Source organism: Neomelitea salexigens DSM 19753 (assembly GCF_000422345.1).
Classification (GTDB): domain Bacteria; phylum Pseudomonadota; class Gammaproteobacteria; order Pseudomonadales; family Spongiibacteraceae; genus Spongiibacter; species Spongiibacter marinus_A.
This window is the reverse complement of record NZ_AULP01000014.1, coordinates 47,115-63,190: the sequence shown is the minus strand read 5'-3', so window position 1 is coordinate 63,190 and position 16,076 is coordinate 47,115. Positions and strand designations below refer to the sequence as shown.

At 50.7% G+C, this 16,076-nt stretch carries 16 protein-coding genes; 11 read left to right on the top strand and 5 right to left on the bottom strand.

Annotated elements, in window-relative coordinates:
* The 3 genes from H573_RS19410 to H573_RS0115060 form a co-directional block, all read left to right on the top strand.
* On the top strand, window positions 1-346 hold a 346-nt coding region (locus H573_RS19410; protein ID WP_154653922.1), incomplete at its 5' end, for an integrase core domain-containing protein.
* A gap of 129 nt (window positions 347-475) precedes the next feature.
* On the top strand, window positions 476-1,201 hold the full coding sequence (locus H573_RS0115065) for a pseudouridine synthase (RefSeq protein ID WP_027874997.1): 726 nt from the start codon (window positions 476-478) through the stop codon (window positions 1,199-1,201).
* A gap of 16 nt (window positions 1,202-1,217) precedes the next feature.
* Entirely contained in the window at window positions 1,218-2,123 is a 906-nt protein-coding gene (locus H573_RS0115060; protein WP_234701880.1) for a DMT family transporter, read from the top strand.
* Here H573_RS0115060 and H573_RS0115055 read toward each other — a convergent pair.
* Complete coding sequence (locus H573_RS0115055) at window positions 2,120-3,028, bottom strand: LysR substrate-binding domain-containing protein (RefSeq protein WP_027874995.1); 909 nt, start codon at window positions 3,026-3,028, stop codon at window positions 2,120-2,122. The genes H573_RS0115060 and H573_RS0115055 overlap by 4 nt on opposite strands.
* Window positions 3,029-3,171: 143 nt before the next feature.
* On the opposite strand from H573_RS0115055, the gene H573_RS0115050 reads away from it, so the two are divergent.
* The 3 genes from H573_RS0115050 to H573_RS0115040 are packed head-to-tail and all read left to right on the top strand — an operon-like array spanning window position 3,172 to window position 4,887.
* Window positions 3,172-3,726 carry a carboxymuconolactone decarboxylase family protein gene (locus H573_RS0115050; RefSeq protein WP_027874994.1) on the top strand — a complete coding sequence of 185 codons (555 nt, stop codon included), beginning with the start codon at window positions 3,172-3,174 and terminating at the stop codon, window positions 3,724-3,726.
* Window positions 3,727-3,786: 60 nt separating this feature from the next.
* Complete coding sequence (locus H573_RS18505) at window positions 3,787-4,374, top strand: pyridoxamine 5'-phosphate oxidase family protein (RefSeq protein WP_051171359.1); 588 nt, start codon at window positions 3,787-3,789, stop codon at window positions 4,372-4,374.
* Between the two features lie 36 nt (window positions 4,375-4,410).
* Window positions 4,411-4,887 (top strand): nuclear transport factor 2 family protein, encoded by a 477-nt coding sequence (locus H573_RS0115040; protein ID WP_027874993.1) that lies wholly within the window; start codon window positions 4,411-4,413, stop codon window positions 4,885-4,887.
* A 164-nt stretch (window positions 4,888-5,051) separates the two neighbouring features.
* Here H573_RS0115040 and H573_RS0115035 read toward each other — a convergent pair whose 3' ends face one another.
* From H573_RS0115035 to H573_RS19185, 4 genes are all read right to left on the bottom strand, one after another.
* Window positions 5,052-6,665 (bottom strand): GMC family oxidoreductase, encoded by a 1,614-nt coding sequence (locus H573_RS0115035; RefSeq protein ID WP_036257001.1) that lies wholly within the window; start codon window positions 6,663-6,665, stop codon window positions 5,052-5,054.
* Between the two features lie 110 nt (window positions 6,666-6,775).
* A complete protein-coding gene (locus H573_RS0115030; protein WP_051171358.1) occupies window positions 6,776-8,053 on the bottom strand; it encodes a cytochrome P450 in 1,278 nt (425 codons plus the stop codon).
* Window positions 8,054-8,070: 17 nt separating this feature from the next.
* Window positions 8,071-8,391 carry a 2Fe-2S iron-sulfur cluster-binding protein gene (locus H573_RS0115025; protein ID WP_027874990.1) on the bottom strand — a complete coding sequence of 107 codons (321 nt, stop codon included), beginning with the start codon at window positions 8,389-8,391 and terminating at the stop codon, window positions 8,071-8,073.
* A gap of 231 nt (window positions 8,392-8,622) precedes the next feature.
* Window positions 8,623-9,651: a helix-turn-helix transcriptional regulator gene (locus H573_RS19185; protein ID WP_027874989.1), complete on the bottom strand. Its 1,029-nt coding sequence runs from the start codon at window positions 9,649-9,651 to the stop codon at window positions 8,623-8,625.
* A 249-nt stretch (window positions 9,652-9,900) separates the two neighbouring features.
* On the opposite strand from H573_RS19185, the gene H573_RS0115015 reads away from it, so the two are divergent.
* The 5 genes from H573_RS0115015 (at window position 9,901) to H573_RS0114995 (ending at window position 16,074) form a co-directional block, all read left to right on the top strand.
* Window positions 9,901-12,402, top strand: a complete 2,502-nt coding sequence (locus tag H573_RS0115015) for a TonB-dependent receptor (RefSeq protein WP_084498107.1) — start codon at window positions 9,901-9,903, stop codon at window positions 12,400-12,402.
* Window positions 12,403-12,439: 37 nt separating this feature from the next.
* Entirely contained in the window at window positions 12,440-12,853 is a 414-nt protein-coding gene (locus tag H573_RS0115010; RefSeq protein ID WP_027874987.1) for a hypothetical protein, read from the top strand.
* 26 nt (window positions 12,854-12,879) lie between these two features.
* A complete protein-coding gene (locus H573_RS18495) occupies window positions 12,880-13,359 on the top strand; it encodes a styrene oxide isomerase (RefSeq protein ID WP_036256990.1) in 480 nt (159 codons plus the stop codon).
* Window positions 13,360-13,372: 13 nt separating this feature from the next.
* The gene (locus tag H573_RS0115000; protein ID WP_027874986.1) at window positions 13,373-14,605 is read left to right on the top strand and encodes an NAD(P)/FAD-dependent oxidoreductase; all 1,233 of its coding nucleotides are present in this window, start codon (window positions 13,373-13,375) and stop codon (window positions 14,603-14,605) included.
* Between the two features lie 173 nt (window positions 14,606-14,778).
* On the top strand, window positions 14,779-16,074 hold the full coding sequence (locus H573_RS0114995) for an alpha/beta hydrolase (protein ID WP_051171357.1): 1,296 nt from the start codon (window positions 14,779-14,781) through the stop codon (window positions 16,072-16,074).
* Window positions 16,075-16,076 lie beyond the last annotated feature (2 nt).

The following is a 16,076-nucleotide window of genomic DNA, read 5'->3' as shown; positions in this document are numbered from 1 at the left end:
GAGAGGAAGGCCTAATGGCTTGTTGTTCCATTCAGATCAAGGCGTTCAATACAGCAGCCTGCGCTTCCGGCAACACTTGTGGCGCTACCAGATAAAGCAGAGCATGAGTCGACGGGGTAACTGCTGGGATAATGCACCAATGGAACGGTTCTTCCGCAGCCTGAAAACCGAGTGGGTACCGGAAACGGGATACCGCTCTTTTGCTGAAGCGAAGCAGTCGATCACGGATTATGTGATTGGCTACTACAGCGGAATCAGGCCGCATCGACACAACGATGACCTGCCGCCAAATGTGGCAGAAAGTATGTACTGGAAAACTTATAAACCCGTGGCCAGTTTTACTTGACCACTACACGCGTAAATAGGGTGAAGTTTTTAGCACCCGCCTATCTCATTTCCGTAAGTTCAATAATATACATTCGCGCGGCTCTCGCAGACGCGTGTACCTAACTCCATCTACCTCCATAATAAGTGAATGACTGCCAACACGACTCGCCTCGACCGTTTTATCCGCCAGCATACTGCCTTCGCAATGTCGGATACGCGGCTGTTATTGGCGCAGGGGCGCATTGTGGTGGATGGGGAGCTGGCGCAGTCGATTAACCAACGTATTGATCGCTTTAGTCGCGTTGAGGTGGACGGGCTGTGCCTGCAAGCAGACACGCCGTTGTACATTGCCTTGAATAAGCCGAAGGGCGTGGTGAGCGCGACGAAGGATGATTCCCATCGCACAGTGATTGATTTATTGGATCACCCGCGCAAGGCGGAGCTGCATATCGTCGGTCGCTTGGATTTTAATACCACGGGTTTGGTGTTGCTTAGTAATGACGGCGGCTGGTCGCGGCGTATCAGTTTGCCGGAAACGAAGCTCGCCAAGGTGTATTGGGTGGAGGTGGCCACGCCGCTCTCCCAGGACTATATCGACGCCTTTCAGCGCGGTGTTTATTTTGCCTATGAGGGCATTACCACCCAGCCCGCGCAGTTACAGATTCTGTCGGCCACTACGGCGCGGCTAACGCTTACCGAGGGTAAGTACCACCAGGTGAAGCGGATGTTCGGCGCTTTTGATAACGAGGTGTTGGTACTGCATCGCGAGTCGGTGGGGCCGGTAGCCTTGGCGGACTTAGCCCTGGGTGAAAGCCGTTTGTTGAGTAAGGAAGAGCTTGCGGCAATAGCGCGATATACTGCCCCGCTAACCTAAGGACGCAAAGACGGCAGTGGACGCATTTCATCATCAACAAACGCCCCGCGCGGCGGCCTGGATGGCTGGCGCCTTGGCGTCGTTCAGCACAATGGCGATATCGGCGCGTGAGCTGAGCGGCGAAATTGCCGTACACCAGCAGCTGTTTTTTCGCAGCGCTATCGGTTTGCTGTGTTTGTTACTGATTATGCTGGTGGCCAGGTTTTCCCGCTCAAATCACTTAGCGTCATCATCGCTGCGGCTGCGCAGTCAGCGCCCGGGCTTGCATGTGCTGCGCAATGTTTTTCACTTTGGCGGCCAGTACGGTTGGTTTGTCGGCATTGGTTTACTGCCATTGGCCGAGGTGTTTGCGCTGGAATTTACCGTGCCGTTTTGGACGATGCTGATTGCTGCCGTTGCCTTAAACGAGGCGATAACGCGCCGAAAATTATTGGCGATAGTCATGGGCCTGCTGGGTGTGTTGGCGATTGTTCAGCCGGGCTACAGCATTGTCGATAGCGCGTCGCTTATTGTGTTGGCGGCGGCCATTGGCTACGCCGTTTCTCACACCTGCACGAAAGCACTCGGCGGTGCCGACTCGCCGTTCACGATTATTTTTTATATGTGTTTGGTGCAGTTACCCATTGGTTTTGCCCTGTCGATTGCCCACTGGCAGTGGCCTGACTCCGAGCAGTGGGGGTGGCTATTGCTGATAGGCCTTATGGCCTTGTCGGCACATTTTTGCATGAGTAAGGCCATGCACTATGCCGAGGTAAGTGTGGTGGTCACGCTGGACTTTTTGCGTCTGCCATTGATCGCGCTGTTGGGTGTGGTGCTGTACGCCGAGGCTTTTGACTGGGCAATACTATTGGGCGGTACATTAATGCTGGCCGGAAATATCATTGCCTTGCAGCCGCTACGAAGACAAGGTCGAGCGCGTTAATGCAGAGCTGAATGGCCTGCAAGTTCTTTAGCTAACATGTCAATAAAGGCGCGAACCTTTACCGCTGGATTGCGATCTTCCCGGTGGAGAATGGTGATCGGTTTGGCGGCCGGTTGATAGTCTTCCATCAGTATTTCCAGCTTGCCTGCCGCGACCTCGTCGGCCACTTGGTAGGACAATACGCGGGTAATCCCCAAACCATTCACGGCCGCTTCAACGGCGGCATCATTCGTTGTGACGGTGAGTCGCGGCGCAATAGTAATGCGCTGTTGCGCGCGGGCTTTGTTCGGCGCTTGAAAGTGCCAGTGCTGGTTTTCACCAACCGCCAGTGAGGCGATCAAGCTGTGCTTGCGCAAATCGTCCGGGCGTTGTGGGCGGCCGCAGCGCTGCAAGTAGTCCGGCGAGGCGCAGACCACCATACGCACGCTGCCGACTTTGCGGCCGCGCAGCGACGAATCCGGCAGTTCGCCTATGCGTATGCCGACATCAATCCCTTCTTCCAGCAGGTTAACAACGCGGTCGAGAAACACCGCATTTACCGTGGTTTTGGGATAGCGCTCCAGGTAACGAACAATACTGGGCGTAATAAAGCGCCGCCCAAACAGCACGGGCGCGGTGACGGTAAGCTGGCCCTGGGGCTCGGTGTTGATCCCGCTTGCGGTGTGGTCGGCGGCCTCCAGTTCGGCAAGAATCCGTTTGGCATCGTCCAGATAACGCCTGCCGATATCGGTCGTGCGCACGTAGCGGGTGCTGCGCTGCAACAGCTTTACGCCAAGGTTATCTTCAAGTGCGGCAATGGCGCGGGTAACGGCGGGGGGCGACAGCTCCAAACGCCGCGCGGCGGCGGCAAAGCCCTCGGCCTCGGCAACGGCCACATACACCTTAAGCAAGTGAAATTTATCCATAAGCTCGCGCGCTATTATTCCGATTAAAGTAATAATGAATTGCAATGTACGCGGATTCTTCTTCTGTGTGAAATTCGGCAAGGTAGCGGTGTCGGGCAGTTACGGCGGTAGCTGCACCAAACCACTTACTTGAGGATGCCACGATGAGCCGTTTACCTATTATCGACCATGACAACGCCAGTGCCGAGCAGCAGGAGTTGCTCGATGCGATTCAACAAAAGCTGGGCATGGTGCCAAATTTTCTGAAAGTCTTTGCCAATTCCCCAGCGGCGCTGCGCGCCTTTCTCGGCCTGCACGGTATTGCCGGTGAGGGCGAGTTGTCGCCGGTTACTCGCGAGCGCATCGCTCTGGCGGTGGCCCAACAAAATGCCTGCCAGTACTGCGTGTCGGCGCACACGGCCATCGGTCGCAAGGCCGGTTTGAACGGCGACGAAATTGCCGCCAATCGCGCCGGTGGCAGCCAGGATGCCAAAGCCGCGGTGGCAGTGAAGTTTGCCAATACGCTGGTCGAACACAGTGGCAGTGTCACCGCCGCCGAGATCGCCGAGCTGCACAGCGCAGGCTACAGCGACGCGGAGGTGGTGGAGATTATCACCCACGTTGGCATGAACATTCTGACCAACTTCATCGGCAAGGCCAGCGAGGTGGAGATCGACTTTCCCACGGTAGAACTGAGTCTGAGCCGAGGCGCTGCCTAAGCGTTTATCCAGCCACGGCCCCTTGGCAGTCGAGGGCAAGGGGCCACCGGAGGCAGCACCATGGGACACCGCTACGCCAAGCTAATGTTTAGCCCCGCCGCCAAAGCGCTGCAAAGCCGGGGCCGCAGCCGCGACACCTATGCGCGAATGGAGCAGGGCGAGGACTACAACTATTTGCTCAGCGACAAGGAGGCGCAATTTATTCGTCAGCGCGACAGCCTGTATATGGCCAGCGTTAGCGAGTCGGGCTGGCCCTATGTGCAGCATCGCGGTGGCCCGCTGGGGTTTATCAAAGTGTTGAACGCGGCGACGCTGGGCTTTGCCGACTACCGTGGCAATCGCCAATACATCAGTGCTGGCAACGTGCATAGTAATAATCGCGTGTCGCTGTTTTTGATGGACTACCCAAATCGCCGCCGGCTGAAAGTGGCGGGGCGGCTGGAGTTTGTCGACCCAGATGATGCGCGCTTACAGGCCTTGCTGGACCCGAACTACCGCGCCCGCATTGAGCGCGGGGTGCTGATACACATTGCCGCCTTTGACTGGAACTGCCCCCAGCACATTACCCCCCGTTATACCGACGCGGATATTGAGCGCATGGTCGAGCAGCGCTTGCGCGAACTCGGCGTAAACCCCAACCAACAGTAAATGCCAACCCTAATAGCCAAGCACAAGGAAATGATGATGACCGACCCCAATACTCGCCCACCGCTGCCCCCGTTTAGCTACGAAGAAGCGGTAGTGAAAACCCGCAAGGCAGAAGATGCCTGGAACAGCCGTAACCCCGAGGCTATAGCGCTGGCCTACACTGAAGATTCTCAATGGCGAAACCGCGCCGACTTTCCGGTGGGCCGCGCAGAAATCATCGCGTTCTTAGCTAACAAATGGCAGCGCGAGCAGGAATATCGCCTGATTAAAGAAGTGTGGGCCCACAGCGGCAACCGCATTGCCGTGCGCTTTGCCTACGAATGGCGCGACGACGGCGGTCAGTGGTATCGCTCCTACGGCAATGAAAACTGGCAGTTCGACGAGCGCGGCCTGATGGCCTACCGCCACGCCAGCATTAATGACATGGCGATTAGCGAGGCCGAGCGCAAGTTCCACTGGCCGCTGGGCCGTCGCCCTGATGATCACCCGGGCTTGAGCGAGCTGGGGCTGTAAGGATAGCGATAAGGGCGGCCTGGGCCGCCCCTTTTATATGACTGGCCGGTTAGCCAGCCATAGCATTGCGAACCAAGAGAACAGTCGGGTAATCTCCACCATATCCGTTGCGTTTATAAACTTAGCTTTCGCTTTGGTTAAATAAAAATATTTCACCTCTTAATCTACTGTACTTTGTTAGGAATGAAGCTCATGGCACGTTCTGCCAGAGCGGTAATGGTCAGACTAGGGTTGACGCCTAGATTGGCGGACAGCATAGAGCCGTCGATGATGTAGAGGTTTTTATAATTAAAAACGCGGTTTTTTGCATCGATCACGCCGGTCTCGGGTGAGTCAGACATGGCGCATCCGCCCATACAATGTGCGGTCGTAGGAACGTTAAATGCAATTTCCGATAATGAGCTTAGTCCGATGCCCCCTGTAGCCTGAGCGACTTTGCCGGTGAAATCATTGGCTTCCGGAATAAATGTAGGGATAGGCTTCCCCTCACTATTAAGGCTCTTAGAAAAGGGCCAATACCAGCGACGTTTCCAGCGCATGTTGATATGCCCTTCGATGGTTTGCATAACCAGAAAGATCACGGTCTCTCGTGAAAATCGCCATGGAAGTAGACTTCGCAAGCCACTGATAGGCTGGGTGCATAGTAGTTTTATTATTGCTTTGAGCCAATATAGAATTCGCACAACACCGGGTCGGCCACCAGTCAATACGGTGAAAAGCCCGCTTAGTAAGTTGGAGCCGTCGGGATAGCGAACTGCTTCAATATGGGTATTCTTATCTATGTGGATACCTGAACCTATAGCGATACCTTTTGACAAGTCCTCATCTGTACCGGGATAACGAATTCCTAATATTGATTCTGAGTTAGTACGAACGCGATTACCTAGGTCAGAGGAAATATTCGGTAGCGAGCCCTTGTCTTTAAGATCAAATAACAAGCTTTGCGTACCTAGGGATGAGGCTGAAAAAATTACCGATCGCGCAGTATAGAATTTCGGTTTTTTTGAAAAAAAAGCAAAGCTGTTAACCGTCTTTACACGATAGCCCTCTTCACCGTCACCGGAGGTGCCCAGTGGTGATACATCCACAACACGCGTTTCAGGAAGCAACTGAACGCCATTATGTTCAGCCAGGTATAAGTAGTTTTTGTCTAAGCTGTTTTTCGCATTATAATGGCAGCCCACCATACAACCACCGCAACCGATACAGGAATTGCGAGAGGGCCCCTTGCCGCCAAAATAAGGGTCGCTATATTCAGTGCCAGGTGCGTCGTGCTTTTCTCCGAAGAAAACGCCAACATCGGTATAGTAAAAGCTATCTTCTACGTCTGCCGCCTTTGCCATCTGCCGAAGTTTTTCATCCGCCGCCGCTCCGCGTTCATTGCGCGTGACGCCTAACATTTTCTTGGCCATGGCATAGTACGCTGGCATGATATTCTGCCAATCATCAAGAGACGACCAGCCACCATCATTCCAAACTGAATCGGGGGGAACAAGCAGAGTTTGGGCATAGGTGATAGAGCCTCCACCTACGGCATTGCCATGAAGGACCATCACATGTTTAAAAAGACGAAGCCGGAGAAAGCCGTGCAAACCTAGTATTGGTTGCCAAAGGTAAGACCAAATTTTCCAGTTCGTCGACGGTAAATTCTCGGGAGTCCATCGCTTTCCTTGTTCGATGACCAGTACACTATAGCCTTTTTCGCTTAATCTATATGCGCTAACACTGCCACCAAAACCCGAACCGACGATAATATAGTCATAATCGAACTTATTCATAATATCGGCCAAAATAGTAAAAAAGCCTCTCAGGAAAAATCCTGTGTGATAATAAGCGTGCCAGATCCGATCACATAGAGGCGTAAGGGGAGGGTGATTAGTTATAATAATTACGAGGCTTTAGGAATCACTTTAACTTGCATATTTACATAACCATTCACAAAATTTGAATGTACTCTCTCTGGCTGTTTAAGAACTTCTATATTATCGAATCGCTTGAGTATCTCTTCCCAGGTAATTCGAAGCTGCATCTCGCCAAGCCGATTACCCATACAGCGGTGAATTCCCATACCAAATGATAGGTGTTGACGCACTCGAGGCCGATCAATAATTACCTTATCAGGATTGTCGATCACTCTTTCATCGCGGTTTCCGGAGATATACCACATAACGACCTTGTCGCCTTTCTTGATCAATTTGCCATTGAGGTTGAAGTCAGATTTAGCTATGCGGCGCATATAGGACAAGGGGGTCTGCCAACGAATAATCTCGGAAACCATGCTGGGGATTAGATCCGGATTATGCTTAAGTTTCTCGAGCTCACCTGGAAACATGTTCATGGCTAGAACACTACCTGTGATCGAATTGCGAGTTGTATCATTGCCGCCGACGATTAACAGGCCTAAATTGCCAAGAAACTCAGCAGGGCGATTGATCATATCTCTGGTGTCGGCATTAGCTTCCATTAAGCTAATTAAATCGAAGGTGGGTTCATGTCCGGCTTCTCTTAGCGCCGCTTTCTGAAACCACATTTTCGAAAACGTTTCTGCCATATCTTGGAGTGCCGCATTCCTCTCTTCTTTATCGGCGGTGCCTCCCGACAGTTCGGGGGCGCCTGTGGCAATATCAGACCAATACGGCAACTTATGACGATCTTCATAAGGAAAGTCAAAAATCGTTGCCAGCATTTGCGAGGTTAGCTCGACGGAAACTCGAGATACCCAGTCAAAGCTTTCATTGAGCGGCAGATTATCTAAGATCACGCCGATTCTTTCGCGAATGAGGCCCTCCATTGCCGATAAATTCCGCGGCGCCACGACTGGTTGAACCGCTGCGCGCTGAACGTCGTGTTTTGGCGGGTCCATCGCAATAAAATTTTCTAGCGGGAGGTCGGGCTCCGGGTCACCGATCATAATAAAAGGTTCAGCAGAGAAAACCTCATGATTGGTGTCTACGGCAACGATATCCTCAAAACGAGTAATAGACCAAAAGGGACCGAATGGACTGTCCTCTAGAAAGTGCACAGGATCTTCGTCACGAACGCGCCGGAAGTATTCCGGCCACCTGTGTTGTGAATAAAGACGCGGATCGCTGAGATCGATTCTATCTAAGGGAACACTGGTCGCATCCGGCAAGGTATTATTTTGTGGGTCTAGCTGATTTGCCATTACTATCTCCTGATGAGCTACATCTGAAATTCTGGAAGTTTTACAACCAATCCGTTTAAAGGCGTCTCAACAGTTATTTGGCAAGCTAACCTGGACATTTCGTTTTTTTCTGGGGTCATTTCCAGCATTGCACACTCCGATTCGCTGGGCTTGCCGGCTTTGTCCATCCAGCTAGTATCGATGAAAACGTGGCATGTGCCGCAGGCACAGCTACCACCACAATCAGCATCAATACCTGGGACGTTGTTATCCAGCGCAGCCTGCATTAGATTGGTACCAGGTGCAGCGCGTACGTTATGTACTTCGCCGTTATGTTCAATGAAAGTGAGTTCAATCAACGTCGTTCTCCTTATTTTGGGTAATGCTGATATTGTCGAAAGAAATATAGGTTGGAACGACTTGTCATTTTCAGTCCATTCCTGTTCATAAGACGACAGCATGCACAGCCTGTTGGAACTCAAGGAGAGAAATTATCTGGATGGAACGAAAAATTGTGCGCCGATTTGGACTACGGATAAAGTATTTGAAATATATAAGGAGGAGAGCAGGCAATATCAACGGTTTTAAGCCTATTGATCTTGACGAAATCTCTTGGGTGTTTTGCCGGTAAAATTTTTGAAGGCGCGTGAAAAATTGGAGTCGCTGTTATAGCCACAAGCGTGCGATATTTTACAAATTGGATCGTCGGTGCTGGCTAGTAAAAACTTCGCATGTTCGATCGAAACTTGTTGTTTTAATTCAAGAAATGATGTGTTTTCGCTCTGTAGGTGGCGCGCGAGCGTGCGCTCTGAATAATGCATTTGTTCGGCAATAGGAGCGATATGTATCGATAAGCCCTTAGTGAGTCGTTGCCGAAGAAGGTTTTTTACTTTACTGGATAATGACGTCGTGGACGGTGGGGTAGCGGTTTTTAAACTAGCGTAGACCTGCTCAAACGTGGATTGGTTATGGGTGTGAAGGTGTTGAATTAGATGATGGTTGTCGAAAATTACCTCAATAATGCGCTTTGAGAAAGCAAAGGTCGCTTTGAAATGATATTCATACCGGGAAATATCATTTTCAATGCAATGAGTCAGATGAATTCTTGGGGCAGGCAAAGGCAAATTACAAAAATATCGCAGGTTTAAAAAATAGCCTGCAACAACCTCATCTAAGTAATGCTGTACATCACCAAAATCGATGACCGGACGCATAACTATGTGGCACTTTCCGCCGCTATCAATTCTTTCGAAGTGATATGCGGGCATTACGGTATGTGAGTAGTCAACCATTAATTTCAGTGCCTGATCCACTGTTTTGGCTGTGAAGGATGCTAATCCAAACATACCGCCAGGTACCGTTATCGGCGCAAACTCCGAAAGTAAGACGGAAAGTGGTTGGCCCGGAATGGCGATGTCTCGACAGCTGCGGAGCATCTCGCGTAGTTGCCAGCCTGAAATATAGCTATCGCTACGGTTAATCTGATCGGCTGTGATCTCGCAGCGGTCGTATAAATTTTTTACATCTACTTTTCTGTGTTCAAAAAAATTTTCTCCTAAGTCCAGTAAGGAGATAGAGAAGGTTGAACCATCGATAGGGAGGAGCGTTGCTGTCGTCATTATTATCGTGTCTATTTTTCTGCGGATGGCGGGAAATGAATATAAACACTGAGCGTTAAAGAGTCCAGAGGATTGTGATTTACCGATATGGCGGTGATGCCCGCTTTGGTAGTTATCGTGTAAGTACCTTTGGTGACGGGCAATAGCTTGACCTGATTTGAATAATAATGGCGGCTATTCATAAACGCACAAGCGTATCTTGCGTGAGGTTATAAATCATAATATCTAAAGTTGCGGGAGATAATAATAATGGAGTCGCGGAAGTTATTGCTAGGCAGTGCTATTAGTATTGGTCTGCTTAGTGTTGGGAGTACAGCAGTCGCTGCTCCTATGCTCGAGGAGGTGATTGTTACAGCTCAGAAAAAATCTGAGAGCACGCAAGACACACCAATCGCAATTACCGGTATGTCGGAGAATCAACTGGAAAAATTTGGATTTTCTAGCGCTAATGACATATCGGCCCAGGTGCCAAATATGCAAGTTAGTGGCCCTTACGGAGAAGTACAGCCGATTTTTTCGGTTCGCGGCGTTAGCATGTCGGACTACAGCTCAAACCAAGCAAGCCCAATAGGTGTGTATAACGACGAAGCATATATGGGTGCCGTGTATACCCATGGGATGAGTTTTTTTGACGTAGCTCGGTTGGAGGTATTGCGCGGTCCTCAAGGAACACTGTACGGCAAGAATACTACGGGTGGAGCTATCAATATTGTTACGAAAACTCCGCAGATCGACGATGGTCTTCACTTCGATGCTAAGCAGGGAGTTGGGAACTACAACAGCCATAAAGGCGATTACGGTGTAGAGGGTACGTTAGTCAAAAATAAGCTGGCTGCGAGGCTTGCTTACTCTTATTCGCGTCGCGACGGCTATTATAAAAATGCGCTTGGCGGACCTGATCTATCTCAGCAGGATTTCCAGGGTGCGCGCCTAGTACTTAACTATGATATGACAGATCATATCAATATGGTCTTCAAGTATACCAAGGCAAGAAACGACGCCTTGGGTAGCCCCAGTCGCAATGAACCGCGTGGCAGGTTGGCAAATAATCCGGCATTGGTGACTGCGTTAGAGACGTCTGGGGTCGGTGTCTACGATCAGCCTAACAATGGATATATCGACAATACCGGCTACTCCCGGCCTGCGAGGGGCTTAGACTATTACGAGGTTGAGGATAACTACACTGGTGCTTTAGTGGTTAATTTAGACCAGTACGTGCATAAAATAGATTATATCCATGATGCCTTTACGGTTACCTCGGTTACGTCTTACACCGACAATGATTATGCGCAACAGCAAAATGTAGATGGTAGTCCTGATGGGCTTCTCGAAATCGATTGGGCGGTCGCTACCCAGGCATTTAGCCAAGATCTACGGATATCGACGACGTTTAAAGAGGATTTTGATCTGATAGCGGGCGCTTACTACCAGTTCGAAGATCAACAGCTAAACAACGTTTATCGATTGTATGAAACGCCGCCGGATACGCGTGTAGCAGCTACCTTCCCAGGGGTTGGGGGTTACTATCCATATCTACTGGATTTTGGTGCGCTCGACCAAAAAATGGAAACTGAGAAAGAGAGCTTTGCACTCTATTCGCAGATGCGTTGGAACGTCACCGCGGACTTTGGTATCGATTTCGGCGTACGCTATACCGACGACAAGATAGACCTCCCCTATTTAAATATCTCACGCGTGGGCTATGACGGATCGCCCAGGGGTACCTACGTTCCAGGGAATAATACGGGTGTTGATAATATCTTCATTCCAGCAAATGTAGCGGGGCAAAGCCCCTTTGAGCCTGGGGTGTTGATACAAGAGCTCCTCGCCGGAGAAATAAGTGTGAATGACCTTTTGCTAACGGCACAAACTGGCTATACCCACGGTCCCTACACCGAGGAGTCAGCGACCCCGCTGAGTGCTCACGAAAAAGAATGGACCGGAAAAATAGGTATGGACTACCGTCTGAATGATTCCCTGATGGTATATGGCTCATATAGCAAAGGCTTCAGAGCGGGGAACTTCAATGCTGGCGTGTATTACGAAGAGCGTGAATTTGAAGACGCCTATGCCGCTCCTGAATTCCTGGATGCTTATGAAATAGGCATTAAAGCTGACTTTTGGGATCGGCGCGCTCGCATCAATAGCGCGTTCTTTTACTACGACTACACCAACCAACAATTTATCAACGTAGTCGGGGTGTCTAACTTTCTTGAAAACGCGGGTGGTTCTAAGATCATTGGCTTTGAATCTGAAATGTTTTTCGCGATGACGGAAGCGCTTACCGTCCAGCTAGGTATGGGAATTCTTGAGACGGAATATACCGAACTGGAACTATCAAACGTGCAAACGGTTAACGATGACGATGATGTTGTGGATCTCTCTGGTAATGAGTTGATTTCAGCACCCAAGATCAGCGCAAACGTATCAATCGATTGGGAAATATTCAGCAATAACGCTGGCTACCTGAGTATGAATCTGAATGGTAATTACCAAGACGACCAATGGTATAGCGCTTACAACGACAAAATTGGCTACGAAAATATAAAGCAGGATGCCTACGCAATATACAATGCGCGGTTTACCTGGTTTAGTTCCAATGACGACTACACTATTGCTATTTGGGGAAAAAACATCACTGAAACTAAATACGATAGTTACGCGATTAATCTGCAGGCTGGTTTCGGGTTCGATTATTACCAACAGGGCGCGCCGGCAACCTACGGTTTAGAAATGACATATCGTTACTAAAATCGATTTATTATGATTTGATAATAGGGTTATAAAAATGAAAATAAAAAATTATATTTATACGCTTATAACAATTTTTTTACTAAGTTCAGCAAATTCTGCGAGTAGTATGGGTATTCCTGTCGTCAGTGGCGGTTCGCTGGGCTCCTTAATACCGGTGGGTGTTTTGTCCCAGGTAGATGGGTTGTTTATTGGCCGCGATATCCCGGTGTTAAGTGACCTCGTTTTGGTGGAAGACCTCCCTGTTGTTGACGGCAGAGGCATACCGGTTATTAGAGGTGTTGATGAGTCGCTGAGGATTAGCGAGGGGCTGGTTGCGGTAGTCCTTGGAAACCAAAACCTTGCAGCTAGTGAGTCGCTTCCGGCAACTGACCCCTTGTTCATTATTGAGCTACTGTTGCCCCCCGATGCTCTGGTCAACGTAATTTCTATCAATGAATTATTTTTTTGAATAAGCGTAAATAATGAGATGTTGGCATGACTGATTTTTACAGCTGCCGGCTGGTTCGGCAAGGTTTTTGGGCGCTGCTAGTCGCTTTAATTTCTGGGTTTACGCTAATTTTTTCAATGATAGGTGGGGTTTCGCTTAGTCCGATTCCCTTACACATTCCCGTTGACATTCCTGGCACGACCGAGGGCTGGAGAACGGTACATACTGGAATGCTTATGAATGCATTAATGGCGATATCTATAGGCTCGTCGGTTAGATTGTTGGGCGTAGATGGCGATTCAAGCAGAAAAATATTTTTAGGATGCTCAATCGCCATTTGGGGGAATTTTTGCTTCTATGTATTTGGCATGTTCGCCCCGAATCATGGCCTTACACTGCAAAGCAACGCGCTGGGTGCGGCATCGCTGTCAGGTGCACTGGCTTTCTTTCCCGCGTTATTGGGAGCTGTCTCATTGATATATGTGGTAGTCATCGTGTTGCTCTCTAAGCCCGGCAATCGCTTTTAAATTGGGGGTACCTATGTCTGTAGATAATTGCTTGATTATTGGCGGTAGCCACGCGGGTGCGACCCTGGCTGCGTCACTAAGGCAGGAAGGTTGGTCTGGCAAAATATCTCTTATTAGCGCCGAAGAATCCCTGCCGTATCATCGGCCGCCACTTTCAAAGAGTGCTTTGAATGGTGAAAAAGAGGGTAGCGAAATATTAATTCGTCCAGCCGATTTTTATAAGAAGGCTGACATTGATGTGGTGCTTGGGGCGCGTGTACTAAAAATTGACCGCGTGGATAAAAAAATAGCTCTCGAAGACGGGCGTGAGCTGTCATATAGCAAGCTGGCCTTAACTACCGGTGCCAGCGTACGGAGAATTAAACTTCCAGGCATTCATTTGCCGGGAGTGTGTTACCTGCGTGACCTTCAAGATGTTCATGAAATTCGTAAGTATATTGGCAATGGGCGGTCAGCGGTCGTTATCGGTGGTGGCTATATTGGCCTTGAGGCTGCAGCGTCGTTAAGGGCCGTTGGCATGGACGTGACAGTACTAGAGGCATTGCCGCGAGTACTGGCTCGAGTGACATCGCCAGAGATCTCCGAATTCTATGCCAGGGTGCATCGCGAAGAGGGCACTCGGGTACTCACAGATGTGTCCATTGATAGAGTCGCGGGGGAAGGCTCTGTGACCGGCGTTCAACTGGCCGATGGCAGTTACATTCCGGCCGACCTGGTATTGGTTGGTATAGGGGTTTCCCCGGCGACTGGGCTTGCAGAAGAGGCTGGACTAGATGTGGACAATGGCATTGTTGTAGATGAGTTTGCCCAAACCAGTGATGAGGATATCGTTGCCGCGGGTGATTGCACCCTCCATTACAATCCGATCTATAAAACCACCCTGCGTTTGGAGTCAGTGCAAAATGCCAATGATCAGGCCAGGGTTGCTGCAAGGACAATATGTGGTAAGTATCAGCCATATCGTGCCTTGCCGTGGTTTTGGTCTGATCAATACGATGTAAAACTGCAGATTGCCGGATCTTGCGCTGGTTTTGACAAGGTGGTCTTACGTGGTGATCCGAAAAGTGGTCGCAGCTTCGCTGCTTTCTATTTTAGTGGCGATACACTTTTGGCTGTGGATGCGATAAACCAACCTAAGGCATTTTTATTGGCCAAGCGATTTTTAAGTGAGGGAAAAACGGCGGATCCATTAAAGGTAGTGGATGAAACAGTTGATCTAAAAGACGTATTTTTCGACCCTAGATAGTGTCCGTGTGAAATAGGGCGCTATCTTGATGTCGCCCTTCGGTGTCGGGAGAAATTACCCTTCTTCGTATGTTGATCGAAAGCCAGCGAGATGCTTTCCATTTTCGGTATGCCCAATAACTACGCCGCGTTGTGTACAATGTGTAATTCCATGTGCATTTCTTGGCAGTTTCTATGAGCGTCTCCAGTTACCGTATTGTCAACACGTGTTTCCAACTCGTGTGTTGGAAAAAACAGCTTCTTCGTGGTTTGGTTGTTCCTTTACTCATTCTTTCCCTTGTAGCCTGCGGTGGCAGCAGTAGTAGTAATAGCGGTAGTGCAGGTTCAGGCAACAGCCTTCGGGTGTGGCCGGCCTCGCAACCCGGTGAAGACCCCCCGGCTGCGCCCGAGGAATTGGCGCCATTGATCACTAATTTGTCGCTGCTGTCAGCGGCCCTGCCACGCGATGTCGCCGCCCGCCTGTTCGACCCCGTTGCCCTGGGCTACACCATTAACGATATTAGCGACCCGGTGATTGTCGAGCACATGGTGCGATCAACCCTGGCACAGGGGCAGGATGGCTCGCGCATTGAGCACGCTTACCACTGGTACGGTCACCCTTACGAAAACCCCAATGTGGCGCTGGTGCCGGTGGAATTTAATAACCGCTACGGCACCCGTCTGCACGGCGAAATCGTGCTGCCCAAACAGGGTTTGGTACCGCCTACGCAGGGGCCGTTCCCGGTGATTGTTGCCCTGCAGGGCTTAAACACCAACACCGCCATGTATCGTTGGTGGCACCGCCTGTTCGCCGATAATGGCTATGTGGTGTTCGCCTTCGACTTCAGCGGCCAGGGCCGCTCGGATGATGCCGGCGAGTCCGACCCAGACAATAATCTGCACGATGCCCAAGACGCCATTCGCTACTTGTTTGAAGACTCTCCCGTGGCCGCCGCGTTGGATGCCGACCGGCTGGGCGTGATTGGCCATAGCATGGGCGCGGCTGCGGCGCTGCGCGTGCAGGAACAAGAGGCCGCCGATGCCGCCGAGCCCAACCCGGTTCGCGTTCGCGCGGTTGTGGCGGCGGCGCCAGTATTCGAGTCGGTCACCGCCAGCCCGGTACCGGTGATGATCCAAACCGGCGATCACGATGGCCCCATTGCGCCACTGCCGTTTGTGAACCCCGCCGTGGTGCGCCCGCTCTACGACAGCCTGAGCAGCGACCGCGCCTTTATTGTTGCCGAGGCAGCCAGTCATGCGCAGCACACTAATTATCCCTTGCTGCCCACCTCAACCTGGGGACGCGAAATTGCCGCGAACTACTCGCTGGCATGGATGGAGTACTACCTAAACAACAATACTCAGGCGCTGTTGACCCTGCTTGGCGGCCATCCGCATTTGTCGTATTTGCACGACAGCCTGGTGCGTATTGGCGACAGCGAGCAAAGCTACCGCGGCAATGGTCTGGCGCCCTCAGGCGACGAGCTGTAGCG